At 71.4% G+C, this 16,170-nt stretch carries 17 protein-coding genes; 12 read left to right on the top strand and 5 right to left on the bottom strand.

Features of this window, described 5'->3' with window-relative positions; all coding sequences use genetic code 11:
• Positions 1–17 precede the first annotated feature (17 nt).
• Positions 18–1,592: a thiamine pyrophosphate-binding protein gene (locus tag E1294_RS28620; protein ID WP_132513425.1), complete on the bottom strand. Its 1,575-nt coding sequence runs from the start codon at positions 1,590–1,592 to the stop codon at positions 18–20.
• Positions 1,589–2,521: an agmatinase gene (gene speB, locus E1294_RS28615; RefSeq protein ID WP_132513423.1), complete on the bottom strand. Its 933-nt coding sequence runs from the start codon at positions 2,519–2,521 to the stop codon at positions 1,589–1,591. The genes E1294_RS28620 and speB overlap by 4 nt, the downstream gene beginning before the upstream one ends.
• A 102-nt stretch (positions 2,522–2,623) precedes the next feature.
• On the opposite strand from speB, the gene argH reads away from it, so the two are divergent.
• The 9 genes from argH (at position 2,624) to E1294_RS28570 (ending at position 11,366) form a co-directional block, all read left to right on the top strand.
• Positions 2,624–4,042, top strand: coding sequence for an argininosuccinate lyase (gene argH / locus E1294_RS28610; protein WP_246083343.1), 1,419 nt, complete (start codon positions 2,624–2,626; stop codon positions 4,040–4,042).
• The gene (locus E1294_RS28605) at positions 4,039–4,605 is read left to right on the top strand and encodes a helix-turn-helix domain-containing protein (RefSeq protein WP_132513419.1); all 567 of its coding nucleotides are present in this window, start codon (positions 4,039–4,041) and stop codon (positions 4,603–4,605) included. The genes argH and E1294_RS28605 overlap by 4 nt, the downstream gene beginning before the upstream one ends.
• A 10-nt stretch (positions 4,606–4,615) precedes the next feature.
• Positions 4,616–5,437, top strand: a complete 822-nt coding sequence (locus tag E1294_RS28600; protein ID WP_132513417.1) for an amino acid ABC transporter permease — start codon at positions 4,616–4,618, stop codon at positions 5,435–5,437.
• Positions 5,434–6,186 carry an amino acid ABC transporter ATP-binding protein gene (locus E1294_RS28595; protein WP_132513415.1) on the top strand — a complete coding sequence of 251 codons (753 nt, stop codon included), beginning with the start codon at positions 5,434–5,436 and terminating at the stop codon, positions 6,184–6,186. Before E1294_RS28600 ends, E1294_RS28595 begins: the two co-directional genes overlap by 4 nt.
• Positions 6,187–6,194: 8 nt before the next feature.
• Positions 6,195–7,034 carry an ABC transporter substrate-binding protein gene (locus tag E1294_RS28590; protein ID WP_220447985.1) on the top strand — a complete coding sequence of 280 codons (840 nt, stop codon included), beginning with the start codon at positions 6,195–6,197 and terminating at the stop codon, positions 7,032–7,034.
• 31 nt (positions 7,035–7,065) lie between these two features.
• Positions 7,066–8,355, top strand: coding sequence for an MmgE/PrpD family protein (locus tag E1294_RS28585; protein ID WP_132513413.1), 1,290 nt, complete (start codon positions 7,066–7,068; stop codon positions 8,353–8,355).
• 514 nt (positions 8,356–8,869) lie between these two features.
• Entirely contained in the window at positions 8,870–9,799 is a 930-nt protein-coding gene (locus E1294_RS28580) for a GNAT family N-acetyltransferase (RefSeq protein WP_246083342.1), read from the top strand.
• Positions 9,796–10,968 carry a DegT/DnrJ/EryC1/StrS family aminotransferase gene (locus E1294_RS28575; protein WP_132513409.1) on the top strand — a complete coding sequence of 391 codons (1,173 nt, stop codon included), beginning with the start codon at positions 9,796–9,798 and terminating at the stop codon, positions 10,966–10,968. The genes E1294_RS28580 and E1294_RS28575 overlap by 4 nt, the downstream gene beginning before the upstream one ends.
• Positions 10,969–11,042: 74 nt before the next feature.
• On the top strand, positions 11,043–11,366 hold the full coding sequence (locus tag E1294_RS28570; protein ID WP_132513407.1) for a hypothetical protein: 324 nt from the start codon (positions 11,043–11,045) through the stop codon (positions 11,364–11,366).
• Positions 11,367–11,603: 237 nt separating this feature from the next.
• Here the strand turns inward: E1294_RS28570 and E1294_RS28565 are convergent, their stop codons facing one another.
• From E1294_RS28565 to E1294_RS28555, 3 genes are all read right to left on the bottom strand, one after another.
• Positions 11,604–11,786, bottom strand: a complete 183-nt coding sequence (locus E1294_RS28565; protein ID WP_132513405.1) for a hypothetical protein — start codon at positions 11,784–11,786, stop codon at positions 11,604–11,606.
• 31 nt (positions 11,787–11,817) lie between these two features.
• Entirely contained in the window at positions 11,818–12,405 is a 588-nt protein-coding gene (locus tag E1294_RS28560) for a winged helix-turn-helix domain-containing protein (protein ID WP_132513403.1), read from the bottom strand.
• Between the two features lie 103 nt (positions 12,406–12,508).
• Positions 12,509–13,033, bottom strand: a complete 525-nt coding sequence (locus tag E1294_RS28555) for a cysteine dioxygenase family protein (protein ID WP_132513401.1) — start codon at positions 13,031–13,033, stop codon at positions 12,509–12,511.
• A gap of 100 nt (positions 13,034–13,133) precedes the next feature.
• Here E1294_RS28555 and E1294_RS28550 point away from each other — a divergent pair, with 100 nt between their 5' ends.
• The 3 genes from E1294_RS28550 to E1294_RS28540 all read left to right on the top strand — a co-directional run.
• The gene (locus E1294_RS28550; protein ID WP_132513399.1) at positions 13,134–14,006 is read left to right on the top strand and encodes a LysR family transcriptional regulator; all 873 of its coding nucleotides are present in this window, start codon (positions 13,134–13,136) and stop codon (positions 14,004–14,006) included.
• A gap of 20 nt (positions 14,007–14,026) precedes the next feature.
• Positions 14,027–14,653: a LysE family translocator gene (locus E1294_RS28545; RefSeq protein ID WP_132513397.1), complete on the top strand. Its 627-nt coding sequence runs from the start codon at positions 14,027–14,029 to the stop codon at positions 14,651–14,653.
• Positions 14,654–14,747: 94 nt separating this feature from the next.
• The coding region (locus tag E1294_RS28540; RefSeq protein WP_132513395.1) for an ATP-binding protein at positions 14,748–16,170 on the top strand (1,423 nt) is incomplete at its 3' end.

Below are 16,170 nucleotides of genomic sequence, written 5' to 3'. Positions count from 1 at the left end.
GTTCTTGCCGGTCGCTCCTAGGTCGGGGCGAACATGCGGGGGCGGGCGTGCAGGACCACGACGCTCGGCCCCGGCTCGGCCAGGGCGTCGGCGAGCTCCTTGGCCAGAGAGGCGGGCGTGGCGACGCGGGCGGTGACGCCGAACGACGCGGCCAGGCCGGCGAAATCCGGCCTGGCCAGCTCGGTGCCGGTAGGCGTGCCGAACGCGCCGGTCATGTACTCCCGCAGGATGCCGTAGCCCCCGTCGTCGACGATCAGCCAGGTGACGTCCACATCGTGCTGGCGCATGGTGGCGAGTTCCGCCAGGCCGTACATCGCGCCGCCGTCGCCCGAGATCGCCAGCGTGCGCCGTCCCGAGGCCGCCGCGCCGACCGCGGCGGGCAGCGCGTACCCCAGGCCGCCCGCGCCCTGCGCCGACCACATGTGGCCGGGGAAGGCCGACCACGCCCAGTAGGTGAGGATGGTCATGTCCCAGAACGACAACACGCCGGACGGGATCGCCTCCAGCAGCGCGAACTCCAGCTCGTGGCCGCCGAGCCGGTCGCGCACCCGCCGCAGCACGTCCGCCACGGCCGCTTCCGCGCGCCCGTCGCCTTCCCTGGGCCGCACCGCCGCGGCGAGCGCGCCCAGCGTCGCCTTCGCATCGCCGTGCACGGCGAGCGAACCGCTCGTGTTGGCCTCCAGCTTGCCGGGATCGGCCTCGATGTGGACGACGCGGCCCCGCGGGCGCATCGTGTGGTAGTTGCTGGACAGTTCCCCCAGCCCCGAACCGGCGACCAGCAGCACGTCCGCCTCTTCGAGGAACTCGGTGACGAAGCGGTCCTCCAGCCACGACTGCAGCGACAGCGGGTGCTCGCGGGGGAAGACACCCTTCGCGGCGAACGTGGTGGCCACCGGCGCGCGCAGCCTCTCGGCCAGGGCGAGGAGCTCTGGCCCCGCCCCGGACAGGTTGACCCCGCCACCGGCCAGGATGACGGGGTTCGGCGCGGAGTCGAGCGCCTGTACGGCCTGCCGCACCAGCTCGGCACGGGGCCGCGGCGTGCGCGGGCACACGCTCAGGTCGGCCACCACCGGGACGTCCGCTGGCGCGAGCAGGATGTCCTGCGGGATCTCCACCCACGCGGGGCCCTGCGGCACGCTGAGCGCCGCCTCCCATGCCTGGGCCAGGGCGGACGGGATCTGCGAGGCCGCCCGCACGACCTGGACCGACGCGGCCACGCCGCGGAAGGAGCCCGCCTGGTCGGGGAGCTCGTGGAGGTATCCCTTCCTGCGCCCGCCCAGCCCGTCGGACGGGATCTGGCTGGAGATCCCGACCACGGGGGCGCAGGCCAGGCGAGACTCCATCAGGGCGGGCAGGGTCGCCAGCGCACCGGGGCCGGTGGAGACCAGGAACGGGGCCACCGTCCCGGTGGCCCGGGCGTGGCCGTCGGCGGCGAAGGCGACGCCCAGTTCGGTGCGGCATCCGACGTAACGCAGCGAGGAGCGGCGCAGCGCGTCGAACATGGCGAGCGCGTGCTGGCCCGGCTCGCCGAAGACGGTGGTGGCGCCGAGCGCGACGAGGGTCTCGGCGACCAGGTCTCCCCCGGTTCTCATGTCCGTTTCCCCAGCGCGAACAGGCTGATCAGGTCGTAGGCGACGTGCGCGGCGGCGACCGAGGTGATCTCGGCGTGGTCGTAGGCGGGGGCCACCTCCACGACATCGGCGCCGACCAGGTTGCAGCCCGACAACCCGCGCAGGATCTCCAGCAGCTCGCGGCTGGTCAGGCCGCCCGCCTCCGGGGTGCCCGTGCCCGGGGCGTGGGCGGGGTCGAGCGCGTCGATGTCGACGGAGATGTAGAGCGGCCGGTCGCCGATCCGCTGGCGCAGGGCGTCGGCGACCTCGTCGGGGCCGCGCCGCATGACGTCGGCCGAGGTGACGATGCCGAAGCCGAGCCTGCGGTCCTCGGCCAGGTCGGCCTTGCCGTACAACGGGCCCCTGATGCCGACGTGGCTGAGTGCCTCCGCGTCGAGGATGCCCTCCTCCACCGCGCGGCGGAACGGCGTGCCATGGGTGTACTCGGCCCCGAAGTAGGAGTCCCAGGTGTCCAGGTGAGCGTCGAAGTGCAGCAACGCCAGCGGCCCGTGCTTGCGGTGGACATCCCTCAGGAGCGGCAGCGCGATGGTGTGGTCGCCCCCGATGGTGACCAGCTTGGCGTCGAACCCCCCGACGGCCTGCTCGATCGTGTCGATGGCCCGGTCGATGTCGAACGGGTTGCAGGCGATGTCCCCGGCGTCGGCGACCTGCAGGTCGGCGAACGGAGAGACGTCCAGCGCGGGGTTGTAGGGCCTGATCAGCTTGCTGCCCTGGCGCACCGCGGCCGGGCCGAAGCGGGCCCCGGGACGGTAGGAGACCCCGCTGTCGAACGGCACGCCCACGATCGCGACATCGGCCCGCTCCACCTGGTCGAGGCGGGGCAGCCGGGCATAGGTGTCGGGACCTGCGAAGCGTGGGACCTGCGAGGCGTCGACGGGTCCCTGAGACATGAAACTCCCTTGTTAACGAGACGTACATAAGAGGCGCTATTGACACCCCTGGCAACGCAGACCACTATGTCGGAAAACTTCGTTTACTGGAAGGCAACCGCGTTGTCCGAACAGCTCTGGGGTGGACGCTTCCGCTCGCCCGCCGATCCGTCGCTGCTCGCTCTCTCCCGCGCGCCCGACAGCTACTTCCGCATGTCCGCCTACGATCTGGCGGGCTCGCGCTCCCACGTCCGTGAGCTGCTCAGAGCCGAGATCCTCGACGCTGCCGAGGCGGAGCGGCTGCTGGCGGAGATCGACACGCTGGACGCGGACGTACGCGCCGGGCGGGTCGGCCCGAACGACTCCGACGAGGACGTGCACACCTTTCTGGAGCGGGTTCTCGTCGAGCGGCTGGGCGAGGTGGGCGGCAAGCTGCGCGCCGGTCGCTCGCGCAACGACCAGACGGCCAACGACCTGCGGCTGTACCTGCGCGATCACGCGAGGAAGCTGGTGCTGGCCCTGGCCGGGCTGCAGGACGGCCTGGTGGAGCAGGCCCGCGCGCACGTCCGCACCGCCGCGCCCGGCTTCACCCACCTGCAGCCCGCCCAGCCGATCGTGTTCGGGCACCAGTTGCTGGCCCACGCGCAGGCGTTCGCCCGCGACGCCGACCGGCTCGAGGACTGGGATCGGCGCACCGCCCGCTCCCCGCTGGGCTCGGCGGCGCTGGCCGGCTCGGCGATAGCCGTACACCCTGAGCTGTCGGCCGCGGAGCTGGGCTATGACGGGCCGTGCGAGAACTCCATCGACGCCGTGGCCGGCCGCGACCACGTGGCCGAGTTCCTGTTCGCCACCTCGATGCTGGGGGTGAACCTGTCGCGGCTGGCCGAGGAGATCTCCATCTGGGCCTCGCGCCAGTTCCGCTGGGTGGAGCTGCACGACTCCTTCGCCACCGGCAGCTCGATCATGCCGCAGAAGAAGAACCCCGACATCGCCGAACTCACCAGAGGCAAGGCGGGCCGCCTGCTCGGCAACCTCAACGGCCTGATGGCCACGCTGAAGGCGATGCCGCTGGCCTACAACAGGGATCTGTCCGAGGACAAGGCGGCCGTCTTCGACACCGTGGACACCCTGATGATCGTGTTGCCCGCCATGGCCGGGCTGGTGCGCACGCTGTCGGTGAACGTCGATGAGCTGCGCAGGCAGGCGACCGAGGGCTTCACGCTGGCCACCGAGGTGGCCGACTGGCTCTCGCGCCGCGGCGTGCCGTTCAGCCAGGCCCACGAGATCACCGGCGCGCTCGTGCGAATGTGCGAGGACAAGGGGCTGGACCTGCACGAGCTGCCGGACGAGGAGCTGGCCGCCGTGGACGTGCGGCTGACCCCGGACGTGCGTCCGCACCTCACCGTCGAGGCGGCCCTCGCCGCGCGCACCGGCTACGGCGCCACCTCGCCCGACCGGGTCATCGAGCAGATCGACCGGCTCACCGACCTGCTGGCGCGGCAGCGCGCCTGGGCCCACGACCACCGGGGACCCGCGACGTGATCTCGATTCCGGACTCCCCCAGTCTCGGGCCGAGGGCCCGAGAACTGCGGCGCAGGCGCAGGCTCAGCCTGACGGAGGCGGCCGAGCGGGCCGGGCTCACCAAGGGCTTCCTGTCCAGGTTCGAGCGCGGCCAGGTGTCCATCTCGGTCGCCTCGCTGCTGCGCCTGTGCAAGGCGCTCGACCTGGACGTGGCCGACCTGTTCGACGGCTCGAGCGGGCGCCTGGTCAGGTCCGAGAGCCGGGCCAGGCTCGAGTTCGGCGGCAGCGGCATGACCGAGTACCAGCTGACGCCGAAGGACGAACGCAGGCTGCTGGTCCTGCTCAGCGAGATCGAGCCGGGCGGCGGGTCGGGCCACGAGCCGTATGCGCTTCCCGTCGACATCGAGTTCGTGCACATCCTCAAGGGGCTGTTCACGATCGAGGCCTCGGGCGAGCGGGTCGAGATGCGCGAGGGCGACTCGTTCCTGTTCCCCGGCGACACTCCCCACACCTTCACCAACCCCGGCGATGAGATCACCCGAGTCCTGTGGGTGTTGTCACCCGCACTGACCTCTCGCTCGTGAGGAGATCCACATGTCCACAGATGTCGCCCATCTGCCCCGGGTGGCGCGCAAGCACTACGGCCGCTACGTGGCGGCGATCGTCGTGGTGGCCGTCCTCGTGGCGATCGTCTCCTCGTTCGCCGGCGGGCAGATCGAGTGGAGCGTGGTCGGGCAGTATCTGACCGCGGAGGCCATCCTGACCGGCGTGGTCAACACCTTCGTCATGGCCGTGCTCGCCATGATCGTCGGGGTGGCTCTGGGCGTGTTGTTCGCGGTGATGCGGATGTCGCGGAACCCCGTCACCCGTGGCGTCTCCTACCTCTACACGTGGCTCTTCCGCGGCACGCCGCAGCTGCTGCAGCTGTTCCTCTGGTTCAACCTGGCGTTGGTCTTCCCCTACGTCGTCATCCCCGGCATCGTCGAGGCGCGCATGGTCGATCTGATGACCCCGTTCGTGGCCGCGCTGCTCGGGCTGGGCATCTGCCAGGGCGCCTACACCTCCGAGGTGGTGCGCGGCGGCATCCTCTCGGTCGACCAGGGGCAGACCGAGGCCGCGCAGGCGATCGGGATGACGCGCTTCCAGACGCTGCGCAGGATCGTGTTGCCGCAGGCCATGCGGGTCATCCTGCCCCCGATCGGCAACGAGTTCATCAGCATGGTGAAGCTCACGTCTCTGGCGAGCGCGATCCAGTACCAGGAGGTGCTGCACAGCGCCCAGAACATCTACTACGCCAACAACCGCGTCATGGAGCTGCTGTTCGTGGCGACGTTCTGGTACCTGATCGTGGTCACCATCCTCAGCCTGGGCCAGATGGTCATCGAGCGCCGCTTCTCCCGAGGGGTGAAGAAATGATCAAGGCAGTCGACGTCCACAAGCGCTTCGGCGGCAACCACGTGCTCAAGGGCATCTCGCTGGAGGTGGCCGCGGGCGAGGTGTTGTGCGTCATCGGGCCGTCCGGCTCGGGCAAGAGCACGTTCCTGCGCTGCGTCAACCAGCTGGAGACGATCGACGAGGGCGCCGTCTGGGTCGACGGCGAGCTGATCGGCTACGTCGAGCGTGGCGGGAAGCTGCACCAGCTCAGCGACGCTGAGATCGCCCGGCAGCGGCGGCCGATCGGGATGGTGTTCCAGCGTTTCAACCTGTTCCCGCACATGACCGCGCTGGAGAACGTGGTCGAGGGCCCGATCAGGGTGCTGCGCGAACCGCGCGACACCGCCCGGACGCGGGCGCTGGAGCTGCTGGAGCGGGTGGGGCTGAAGGACAAGGCCGACGCCTACCCCACGACCCTGTCGGGCGGGCAGCAGCAGCGGGTCGCGATCGCCCGCGCGCTGGCGATGCGGCCACGGCTGATGTTGTTCGACGAACCCACCTCGGCGCTCGACCCGGAGCTCGTCGGCGACGTGCTCGCGGTCATGCGCGACCTGGCCGCATCCGGCATGACCATGGTCGTCGTCACCCACGAACTGGGCTTCGCCAAGGAGGTGGCGAACCAGGTCGTGTTCATGGACGACGGCCGCGTCATCGAGGCGGGGACCCCCGACCAGGTCCTGGTCAACCCCGCCCACGAGCGTACGAAGACCTTTCTCTCAGCAGTTCTCTAGGAGTTCCGTTGTCTCGTCCCATCCTTCTGCTCGCCTGCCTCGCCGTGGCCGCCACCGCCTGCACCGCGCAGGCGCCGAAGAACCTCGCGACCGCATCGGACGGCGGGCTTCCCCCGAAGATCGCCGAGTCCAAGACCATGGTGGTCGGCAACGTCCCCAACTACCCGCCGCTGGAGTTCAAGGACCCCTCGACCAACCAGCTCACCGGCTTCGACATCGATCTCGGCAACGCCGTCGGCAAGCAGCTCGGAGTCACGGTCAAATGGCAGGAGACGTCCTTCGAGCAGTTGCAGAGCGCGGTCACCACCGGGCGGATCGACATGATCCTTTCAGGGATGAGCGACCTGCCCGAGCGCCGCGAGACGCTCGACCTCGTCGGCTACCTGAGCTCGGGCGCACAGTTCTTCTCCACCAGCAAGGTCGCCGATCCGAAGAGCCTGTGCGGCAAGACCGTGGGCGCCAGCCGCCGCACCTCCTTCCCCGGCGAGATCAAGAAGTGGAGCGAGGAGAACTGCTCCGCCAAGCCGATCAAGGTCGTCGGCACGGAGGGCTCCGCGGACGCGCGCACCCAGCTCACCCAGGGCAGGGTCGACGCCGCTGTCCAGGGCAGCGAGACCCTCCCCTACATCTCCCAGCAGGACCCCGGCAAGTTCCACCTCATCGGCGAGCCGTTCACCGAGGTCAACCAGGCCATGGGATTCGCCAAGCAGGACCCGCGCCTGCGCGACGCGGTCATCAAGGCACTCCGCGCCCTGCAGCAGGACGGCACCTACGCGAGCCTGCTCGACAAGTGGGGTCTCAAGAACAACGCCATCAAGCAGGTCACCCTCAACGGCACCACCCCGTGAGAAGCGGGCGGTTCTTCGCGGAGCCGGCCTCGTGACACCACTTCTCACGCTCGCCGGTCTCGTCGCCGGGCCCCCGCCGCTGCCACCCGACGTGGTCGAGCGGGCCAAGCGACACCTCCTCGACACGCTGGGCGCCGCCCTGGCCGGCGCCTCCGCGCCCGCTCCCGGCCTGGCCGCTCCCGGGAACGCCCCCGTCTGGGGAACCGGGCTGACGGTGGCGCCGCGCGACGCGGCACTGCTCAACGGCGTCGCGGCGCACGCGCTCGAACTCGACGACACCGGCGGCTGCGATCATTCCGGGGCCGTGGTGGCGCCCGCCGCGCTGGCCTGCCTCAGCCTCACCGACCGCCCGGTCACCGGCTCCGAGCTGCTGGAAGCGGTCGTCCTGGGGTATGACGTGGCCCGCCGTACGCTGGAGGCGTGTGGCGGCTACGCCGCGCACAACGAGGCCGGATGGCACTCGACGGGCACCTGCGGCACGTTCGGCGCGGCGGCGGCCAGCGCTCGGCTACTGGGGTTGGACAGTGCGCGAACCGCCCACGCGCTGGGGCTGGCGGCCGGATTCTCCGGCGGCCTGTGGGCCTTCGTGCATGACGGCGCGGCGAGCAAGCGGCTGCACGCGGGCCGCGCCGCGGAGGGCGGGCTGACCGCCGCGCTGCTGGCCGCGTCCGGCACGAGCGGCCCCGGCCGGATCTTCGACGACGTATGGGGCGGCTTCCTGCGGACCTACGCGGGCGCCGACGCCGACCCCGGCGCGCTGACCCGCGACCTCGGCACGGCATGGCGGATCTCGCGCTGCTCCATCAAGCCGTACGCGTCCTGCCGCAGCACCCACTCCTCCATCGACGCGATCGGCGGCCTGGACCTGCACGCCGGCGAGATCGACCGCATCCACGTGCGACTGAGCCCGCTCGTGGCCGACATGTGCGGTGGCCGCGACGTCACCACCCTCCCCCGCGCACAACTGAGCCTTCCGTACGCCATCGCCGCCAGAATCCTGTACGGCGACGCCGACCTGGCCGCCTACTCCCCCGAACGGCGCGGCGACCCCCGGGCCGCCGAGCTCATGAACCTCATCCACCTGGAGGTGGACCCCGAGATGGGCGGCACCGACGAGCCGACCCTGACCGTCACCACGACCACGGGCGCCGTCCGGCGGGCCAGGGTGAGCGACCCGCTCGGCTCTCCCATCAACCCGCTCTCCGACGGGCGGCTGCTCGCCAAGTTCCACGGCCTCGCGCCGGGCCGGCAGCGCCTGGCGGATCAGGTCATGACCCTCGACACCCGCACGGACGCGCGCGACCTTCTCCCGCTCCTGTGACGATGCCCGCAGCCGCCTCACCGGGAGTTCGGAGGTGTGGACGCAGGGTCAAGGATCCCGCGACTCCCGGCCATGGACTGCCCGGCCCTGCGCTCGCTATGTTCGTCTGACGTGATCGTTGCTGACCGCCGTCCGGTGGCGCGCCACATGATCGGCCCTGGCGCCGCCCCGCCGGGCGAGGACGGATAGAGGACAGATCAAGGACCGCCGCGCCTAGGCTTTTCGTTGCTTCGCATGTCAAGGGGGGACTCAGGTGCGACTACTGAAGCGCGGATCCGCGTAAGCCCATGAGGGGCAGGGATTCTCCCGTCCCGCATGGCCTAGTTCGGTTACATGTAGCCATCGGTCGAACCCGGTAGGTGATCGGGCCTGCGGACTGGTACGGGCCGGGCGCGCTCGACACCGTGGCGCGCCGGCCAGGAACTTCGGCGTCGTCGGGGGGCGGCAGCGCATGTCGCATGAAAGTGATCGTCGTGACGCGATCTCTGTACTACGTGGACGAATCTCCGCACCTGTGCTGGACCGAACACGTGGGAACTTCGCCGCGTTCTTCCCGTTCGAACGGGGCCGGGGCGGGGCGGGCAGCGCGGTCGCCCCGTGGGTGTCGCTGTGCCACGGAGTGGTGCACCGGCCCGAGGTGATGGTCGACGCCCGGAGGTTGCTGGAGGGCGCCGGCCTGCATGTGTGGCGGTTCGGTTGCCTGACCGGCGGGCAACCGTGGTTCTCCGGGTTCGCCGGGACGCGGATGGAGACGGCGGTGATCGACCTGTCCGACGGGTTTCCCGCCTATATGGCGCAGCTCCGGGAGAGGTCTCCGAAGTTCCTCAAGTCGACCCTGTACAAGGAGCGGAAGCTGGGCCGGGATCTCGGCGTGGCGAGTCTCGATCTCGATGTGGCCGACGAGCAGCAGTTCAGGCTGCTGCGCCGGTGGAAGTCCGGGCAGTATCGGGCGAAGGGGCGCCCCGACCGGTTCTCGAAAGCGTGGATGGTCGAGCTCGTGGAGCAGCCGCACGCGACCAGCGGCCCCGACTTCGCGGGGCAGCTGACGATGTTGTACGCCAGCGGCCGGCCGGTCGCCGGGCATGTCGGCATCCGTACGGCGACCACGCTGGTGGGCTGGTTCCCCGCGTACGACCCCGCCCTCGCCCGCTACTCGCCGGACCTGATCCAGCACGTACGGATGGCCGAGGCCGCCGCGGCGGCCGGGGTGTGCACCATCGACCTCAGCGTGAAGGCGGACTCGGAGTACAAGGACGCGCTGAGTAACACGACCGGCTTCGTCGCGTCGGGGGCAGCGCGCCGCCCCACGGGCACTGCCTGCCTGCACCACCTGCGAGCCGCGCCGGCGGACCGGTTACGGCGGCTGGTCCTGGAGACACCCACGCTGTATCGGCGGGCCGACCGGATGATGCGCTGGTTCGGCCGGCTGCGGGGTGGGGCATGATGCTGCGGGCGGCGATGACCCGGCGGCTCGGCCAGCCGTGCGTGCACGTACCTTCCGCCCGGCTCGGCCTCTACCTGGCGTTGCGCCATTGGACACGGCCGGGCGACCGGATCCTGATCGCGCCGACCAACTGCGAGACGGTGGTGTTCACCGCCCTGGCCGCCGGTCTGGAGCCGGTGATGGCCCCGATCAGCATCCGCGACGGCAACATCGACCTGGCCAGGGTCGACTACCGGGGGATTGCCTGCGTCGTCACCACACACCTGTACGGCCAGCCCGACCGGATCGTCGAGTTGGAGGCCGCCTGCCGGGAACGAGGCATCGTGCTCGTCGACGACGCCGCCCACGCGCTGGGCGTACAGGTGGCGGAGCGCCCGCTGGGCACCTTCGGCGACGTCGGGGTGCTGAGCCTGGCCAAGCACGGCCGCGCCATGTCGGGCGGGCTCCTGACCAGCACCGACACCGTACGGCTCGCCGAGGCGGCCCGCACGCGGGACACGCTGCTGCGGCCGGGAACCTGGCACGGCCACCTGAGCGCCCTGCTGCGGCCGATGGCCCGCGAAGCCATCGCCCGCGCCGGGCTCACCGGCCCCGTGTGGCAGGCGATGACGGCGCTCGGCCTGGCCCGGTGGGAGGGGCACCGCCTGGCCGCGTGCGAGCCCGAGCTGCGCGCCGCGCTGGCGACGCCGTTGGGCGACGAGAACGCGCGGCTGTCCGTGCTCGACCGCTGGCTCCGCGTCGACCAGGCCGCCTGGCGCACGCGTCAGACCGCGGCGCTGCGCCGCTACCAGCTGACCCGCGTGCGAACGGCCGAACGTGAGCGTGGGCGCAGGATCGCCGGCGTCGAGAGGCTGCGGGCGACGCCCTGGGCCGCCGACGGCGTCAAGGAAGGGCTGGCCCTGCCCCTGCTCCGCGTCCCGCTCCTCGTCCGGCAGCGTGACGACGTGGTGCGGGCCCTCGAACGGCGCGGAGTGGTGCCCGGCTTCGTCTACGACCCACCGCTGAGCGACTATCTCGCCCTGATACGGCCGGGCCCCGCTCACGCGCACACCCGCTGGTGGACCCGCCACGTCCTGCCCGTCGACCCCCTGCACGCCGAGCGCGTCGAAGCGCTGCTCACCGAGCTCGGCGTGCACCCGGCCCCGGCGCTCCATGACGTCCTGGCCTGACCGGGCGCGCCCGGGGTTGCTCACCCGCGCGCGGGGAGCTGCGCCATCCCCTGTTCGCCCAGGCCTAGGCGCTCATGGCCAACACCACGGCCACCGCCGTCCTGGGGCTGGGCTACTGGATCCTGGCCACCCGCCTGTACGCGCCCGCCGACTTCGGCGAGGGACAGACCCTGATCAGCTCGATGCGCCTGTTCAGCTCGCTGGCGGGGCTGGCGTTCGTGGGAACCATGGCCCGTTTCATCCCGGTGGCCGGCCTGCACACCGCCCGGTTCATCCTGTACGGCCACGCCGCCGCGATCGGCCTGGGTCTGCTCGGCGCGACGGCGTTCCTGCCACGCTCCGCCCCCAGAGCCGTGCCGGCCGGCTCGCCGCCGTACAACTCGGGCCGGCCCTGCTGATCATCGGCTCCACCACGGCGCTCTTCCCGATCGCCGGGATCGCCGGCGTGGGCTACGCCACCCTCGGCGCTCAGAGCCTCGTCGTCCTGCTCGTCCTGCCCGACCTGAGGCGGGCGCTGGTCAGTCCCGGTCGATGTACGTCAGCAGGCGCTCGGTCCGGGCGCGGTCCGCGGTGGCCAGGGCGACGCCGTTGACGAGGGTCAGCGGGTCGCGCACGTCGAGATCGGCGGCCGCCGGTCAGTAGTGCGCGGGACGGCGGTGCACGAGCCGCAGACCCATCTGGACCAGCGTCCAGCCCAGGCGGATCTCCCAGCGGCGGGCGGCACGGACGGGCGTCCTGGCCAGGCGGCGGCGCTCCGCCTCCGCGCGCAGCTCAAGGGCGCGCACGCGCTCGACGTACAGGAACAACTCGGTGTTCATCAGCCCTCCAAGGGTTCGCTTCAGATTCGCTTCAGGTGCGGAACGGGAAGCCGTTGACGTGCAGGGCGACGTTTTCGCGACCCTGCGCGGCGCCCGCCTCGCGGGCCGCCGCGCAGCGCTGCCGCCACTTCGCGACCAGTTCGTCGAACTCACGGCCGAGGTCACGCAATTCCTCGGCCGTGAGCGACAGCAGATATTCGGAGCTGAAGGCCGCGCCGCGCCAGTCGTCGGTCCAGGCGGGCTTGGTGTCGAGAAACTCCTCGTACATCTCGCTCCGCTGGCGGGCGTAGACGCGGGACACGGCGGCGTGGACGGCGGCCCGCTCGGGGGCGTCGCGCCAGTCCTCGTCCCTGGTGCTGAGCACGGTGGAGGCAGGCTGCCACCACCGCTCCCTGCCGTCGCCGCTGCCCGGCTCGGCCTCCTCGATGATGCCGTGCGCGGACAGCTTGCGCAGGTGGTAGCTGACCAGCGACACGGCCTCGTCGACCTGGTCGGCCAGCTGTGAGGCCGTCGCCGTGCCCGCCATGAAGAGCGCGCGGTAGAGCTTGATGCGCAGCGGGTGACCCAGCGCTTTGAGCGTGTCGATGTCCTTGACGCGATGGTTCTTCTCGGCGGCCATACCTCAACGGTAGAAGCGAAAGCTAATTTGCGCAATAGAAGTTGCGCAAATTACCCTTCCTACCTTGGGACGCGCCGGCGTACGGCCGGGCTCAGGACCGGCCCTACCTGACGGGCAGGGAGTAGACCCGGCGCACGCTGCTGCCGAGCCGGCTCACGTCGGCGCCGTACACGTGGAGCGACACCCCGACCTCTTCGCTGGTGTTGCGCACCATGTGGATGTCACCGGGCGGCGCGAACCCGCTGACCTCGCCAGGACGGTTGGCCGCGCGCCCGATCTCCACCAGATGGTCGCCCATGTCGCGGTAGAGGGTTTCGTTCTCGATGCCGCTGAGGATGCCGAACGTGCACCACGCCACATGGTCGTGGATCCCCGTGAACTGGCCGGGCCGCCACACGACCGCCACCACCGAGAAGTCCTCCCGGGCGTGCAGCACGTGGGAGACGTACCCGTCGGGTGAGCCCGCGCGCTCCTCCGGCGTGAGGATGTCGAGCCCGGGGAGCCGGTCGCGGAGCAGATCGGCGACGGTGTGCGCGGTGTCGCGGGGTGCTGGCTCACGCGCCACGATCTCGGAGATGCCGGACACGAGCGGATCCAGCCCCGGACGGACGGCGGTGACGGTGCGCATGAGGTTCTCCCTGGAAGTTCGCCTTCCCTTCTACCGTGTCCCACATGGATCGATAGGTCCAACAGAAGTCTTCTGGTCCATCGATAGATATGATTGATGAATGCTCGACGTCACCCGGCTTCACGTCCTGCTCGCGGTCGCCCGCACGGGTTCGCTGACAGCGGCCGCCAGAGAACTCCACTACTCCCAGCCCTCGGTCAGCCATCACCTGGCCAAGCTGGAGGCGGAGACCGGGGCCAAGCTCATCCAGCGCGCCGGGCGCGGCATCCGGCTCACGGACGCCGGCCGGCTGCTCGCCGGACGCGCCGCCGAGATCATCGGCCGCCTCGACGCCACGTCCGAGGAACTGGCCGCCCACGTCGGGCTGCGCACCGGCCGCGTGAGGCTGGCCGCCTTTCCCTCCGCGCTGGGCACGTTCATCCCGAAGGCGGCCGGCCTGCTCGCCGCCGCCCACCCCGGGCTGCGCCTGGAGCTGACGGAGACCGAGCCGCCGGAGGCGCTCAGGCTGCTGCGGGCGGGCCGGGCGGACGTGGCGGTGATGTTCCGGTACGACGACACCGCGCCGGAGGACAACGGCCTCCACATGATCCACCTCTTCGACGACCTCAGCTACCTGGTGTCCAGCACGCCGGCCGGTGGGCTGCACAGTGACCTGGCCGAGCATGCCGACTCACCCTGGATCGCGGGCTGCGACCGGTGCCGCAGCCACCTGCTGGACATCTGCGACAAGGCGGGATTCGCGCCGCGCATCTCGTTCACCAGCGACGACATCGTGGCCGTGCAGGCCCTCGTGGCGGCGGGGCTGGGCCTGACCCTGCTGCCCGGGCTGGCGCTCACCGCGCACCGCCACCCCGGCGTGCACGTGGCCGAGGTGCCCGGCTCCACCCGGCACGTGTACGCCGCCGTCTACGGCGAGCCACCCCACCCACCGGCCACGGAAGCACTCGTCAAGGCGCTGCGCGCAAGTTTGTGACGCCGCTTTACGATGGCCGCATGCCAGACATCACGACACTCGCCCTCTTCTCCGTGGCCGTCCTCGGCCTGCTGCTCGTGCCCGGTCCGGCGGTCGTCTACATCGTCACCCGCAGCGTCACGCAGGGCCGCGCCGCCGGCCTCGTTTCCGTGCTCGGCGTGCACGCGGGCTCACTGGTCCACATCGGCGCGGCGGCGCTGGGCATCAGCGCCCTCCTGGCCGCCTCGGCCACGGCGTTCACCGTGGTCAAATACGTGGGCGTGGCCTACCTGGTCTGGCTCGGCGTACGCAAGCTGATGCACAGGGAGAGCGACGCGGACGCCGTCGAACTGCGCGTGCAGTCGAAGCGGCGGCTGTTCTGGGACGGGTTCGTGGTCAACGTGCTCAACCCGAAGACGGCCGTCTTCTTCCTGGCGTTCCTGCCACAGTTCGCCGATCCGGCGATGGGGCCGATCGGGCCGCAGATCCTGCTGCTCGGTGCGATCTGGCTGGTGCTCGGGATGGCGTCCGACGGCACGTACGCGATGCTCGCCTCGGCGCTGGGCGGCCGGATTCGCAGATCCGTCCGGGCGCGCCGGCGGCTCGACGTCGGGAGCGGCGTGGTCTATCTGGGGCTGGCGGCGTGGCTCACGTCCGCGAAGGCATGACAAGGGCGGAAATTTTCCAGCCATAGTGCGATAGTTGAGATCACACGCTCGTCGGGGGGACGACACGTCGCGACGTACCTAAATGGGCGGACTCATGGACACGCCACCACACCGCCTCGCGCTCGAACGGGTCGTCGAGGTCTACTCCGGTCACGACGACCTCGTCGGCGTGACCGGATCTGGATACGTGATCGGCGCCGACCTGGTGCTGGCCTCCGGCCAGGTGGTCGGGCCCGATACGCCGTGCCAGGTGCGTGCGCCCTGGTCGGCCCGGTGGGTCGCGGCCGAACAGGTGTGGCGTGGACGCGGCGCGGCGAACGCGGTGCTGCTGCGGGTGCTAGGCGCCCCGTGGGCCGAACTGCCCGGCATCGACCACGTACGCTGGGCCAGGGCCGCCGCGCCCGGCGTACGGTGCCTGGCCAGAGGGTTTCCGCGAGCGGGGCAGCGCGCCGGGTTCCGCGACGCCGAGACGCTGGCCGGCGTGGTGGACGCCCCGGCCGACGCGGCGTCGAAGGCGCTGACGGTCTCCGTGGGGCACCTCGGGAGCCACGCGGTGCCGGGCTCGCTCTGGGGCGGCATGCCGGGCGCCGCCCTGCTCGCCGAACCGGCCGGCCAGATCATCGGCGTGATCACCTCAGGAACCGGCCCGCGGCTGGACGCCGTACCGGTGACCGCGCTGCTGAGCGACGCGCGTTTCCGCGAGCTGGCCGGCGTGCCGCCCGGCCGGGTCGAGACCGTGACCGGCGACGAACCCTCCGTGCCCCTCGCGGACCTGCTGACGCCCGCCCGGGACGACCCGCCGCCGGACGGCCCCGGCTGGACGCTGCTGGCGGCCCGTCACGCCGTCGTGCCGTTCCTGGGGCGGGAGGAGGAACTGGCTCGGCTGCGCGCCTGGGCCGCCGAACCGGCCGCGCTGTCGATCGCGGTGCTGACCGGCCGCCCGGGAACCGGAAAGTCCCGGCTGGCGGGCGAACTGTGCGCGGAGCTGGCGGGGTCCGGCTGGGACGCCGGCCTCCTCCTCCTGGACACGCTCTACGCCCTGGATCCCCCGCCGGACACGGACACCAAGACGGACACGGACGCCGGGCCGGACACGGACACCAGACCGAACACAGACGCCAAGACGGACGCGGACGCCGGGCCGGACGCGGATGCCGGCCGCGCGGCGATGGGAGGACGGGCCGGTGCCGCGTTGAACGCCGTCCGGCCGACGTTGCTCGTCGTCGAGCATCCCGAGCCCTCCGTTCCCGTGGTGGGCGAGCTGATCCGGCGGCTGGCCAAGCACGACCGCAACCCCCGCGTACGGCTCCTGCTCGTGGTCCGCGAGCCAGGCGAGCCGGGGTGGTGGCGGCGCCTCGACACGGCGGCGGGCGGCTGGCTGCGGCGGCTGAACACCACGACGATCCAGCTCAACACCAGCCCGCTGACGCTGCCCGAGCGGACGGAGCACGCCCGTGCCGCCATGAAGGCGTTCGCCCCCAGCCGGGCCGCGCTGCCCGCCCCGCCCCATCTCGACG

The organism is Nonomuraea diastatica (assembly GCF_004349015.1).
Lineage (GTDB): Bacteria > Actinomycetota > Actinomycetes > Streptosporangiales > Streptosporangiaceae > Nonomuraea > Nonomuraea diastatica.
The sequence above is the reverse complement of the archived record's forward strand: the minus strand, read 5'-3'. Positions and strand labels throughout refer to the sequence as shown.

What these genes read in the sequence shown, in the direction of transcription:
- E1294_RS28555 (WP_132513401.1), bottom strand. Translation starts at nt 13,033, where the DNA reads ATGCGCACCGTCACCGCCGTCCGTCCGGGGCTGGATCCGCTCGTGTCC.
- E1294_RS28595 (WP_132513415.1), top strand. Translation starts at nt 5,434, where the DNA reads ATGATCAAGGCAGTCGACGTCCACAAGCGCTTCGGCGGCAACCACGTG.
- speB (WP_132513423.1), bottom strand. Translation starts at nt 2,521, where the DNA reads ATGTCTCAGGGACCCGTCGACGCCTCGCAGGTCCCACGCTTCGCAGGT.
- E1294_RS28570 (WP_132513407.1), top strand. Translation starts at nt 11,043, where the DNA reads ATGGCCAACACCACGGCCACCGCCGTCCTGGGGCTGGGCTACTGGATC.
- E1294_RS28620 (WP_132513425.1), bottom strand. Translation starts at nt 1,592, where the DNA reads ATGAGAACCGGGGGAGACCTGGTCGCCGAGACCCTCGTCGCGCTCGGC.
- E1294_RS28575 (WP_132513409.1), top strand. Translation starts at nt 9,796, where the DNA reads ATGATGCTGCGGGCGGCGATGACCCGGCGGCTCGGCCAGCCGTGCGTG.
- E1294_RS28565 (WP_132513405.1), bottom strand. Translation starts at nt 11,786, where the DNA reads ATGAACACCGAGTTGTTCCTGTACGTCGAGCGCGTGCGCGCCCTTGAG.
- E1294_RS28550 (WP_132513399.1), top strand. Translation starts at nt 13,134, where the DNA reads ATGCTCGACGTCACCCGGCTTCACGTCCTGCTCGCGGTCGCCCGCACG.
- E1294_RS28600 (WP_132513417.1), top strand. Translation starts at nt 4,616, where the DNA reads ATGTCCACAGATGTCGCCCATCTGCCCCGGGTGGCGCGCAAGCACTAC.
- E1294_RS28560 (WP_132513403.1), bottom strand. Translation starts at nt 12,405, where the DNA reads ATGGCCGCCGAGAAGAACCATCGCGTCAAGGACATCGACACGCTCAAA.
- E1294_RS28545 (WP_132513397.1), top strand. Translation starts at nt 14,027, where the DNA reads ATGCCAGACATCACGACACTCGCCCTCTTCTCCGTGGCCGTCCTCGGC.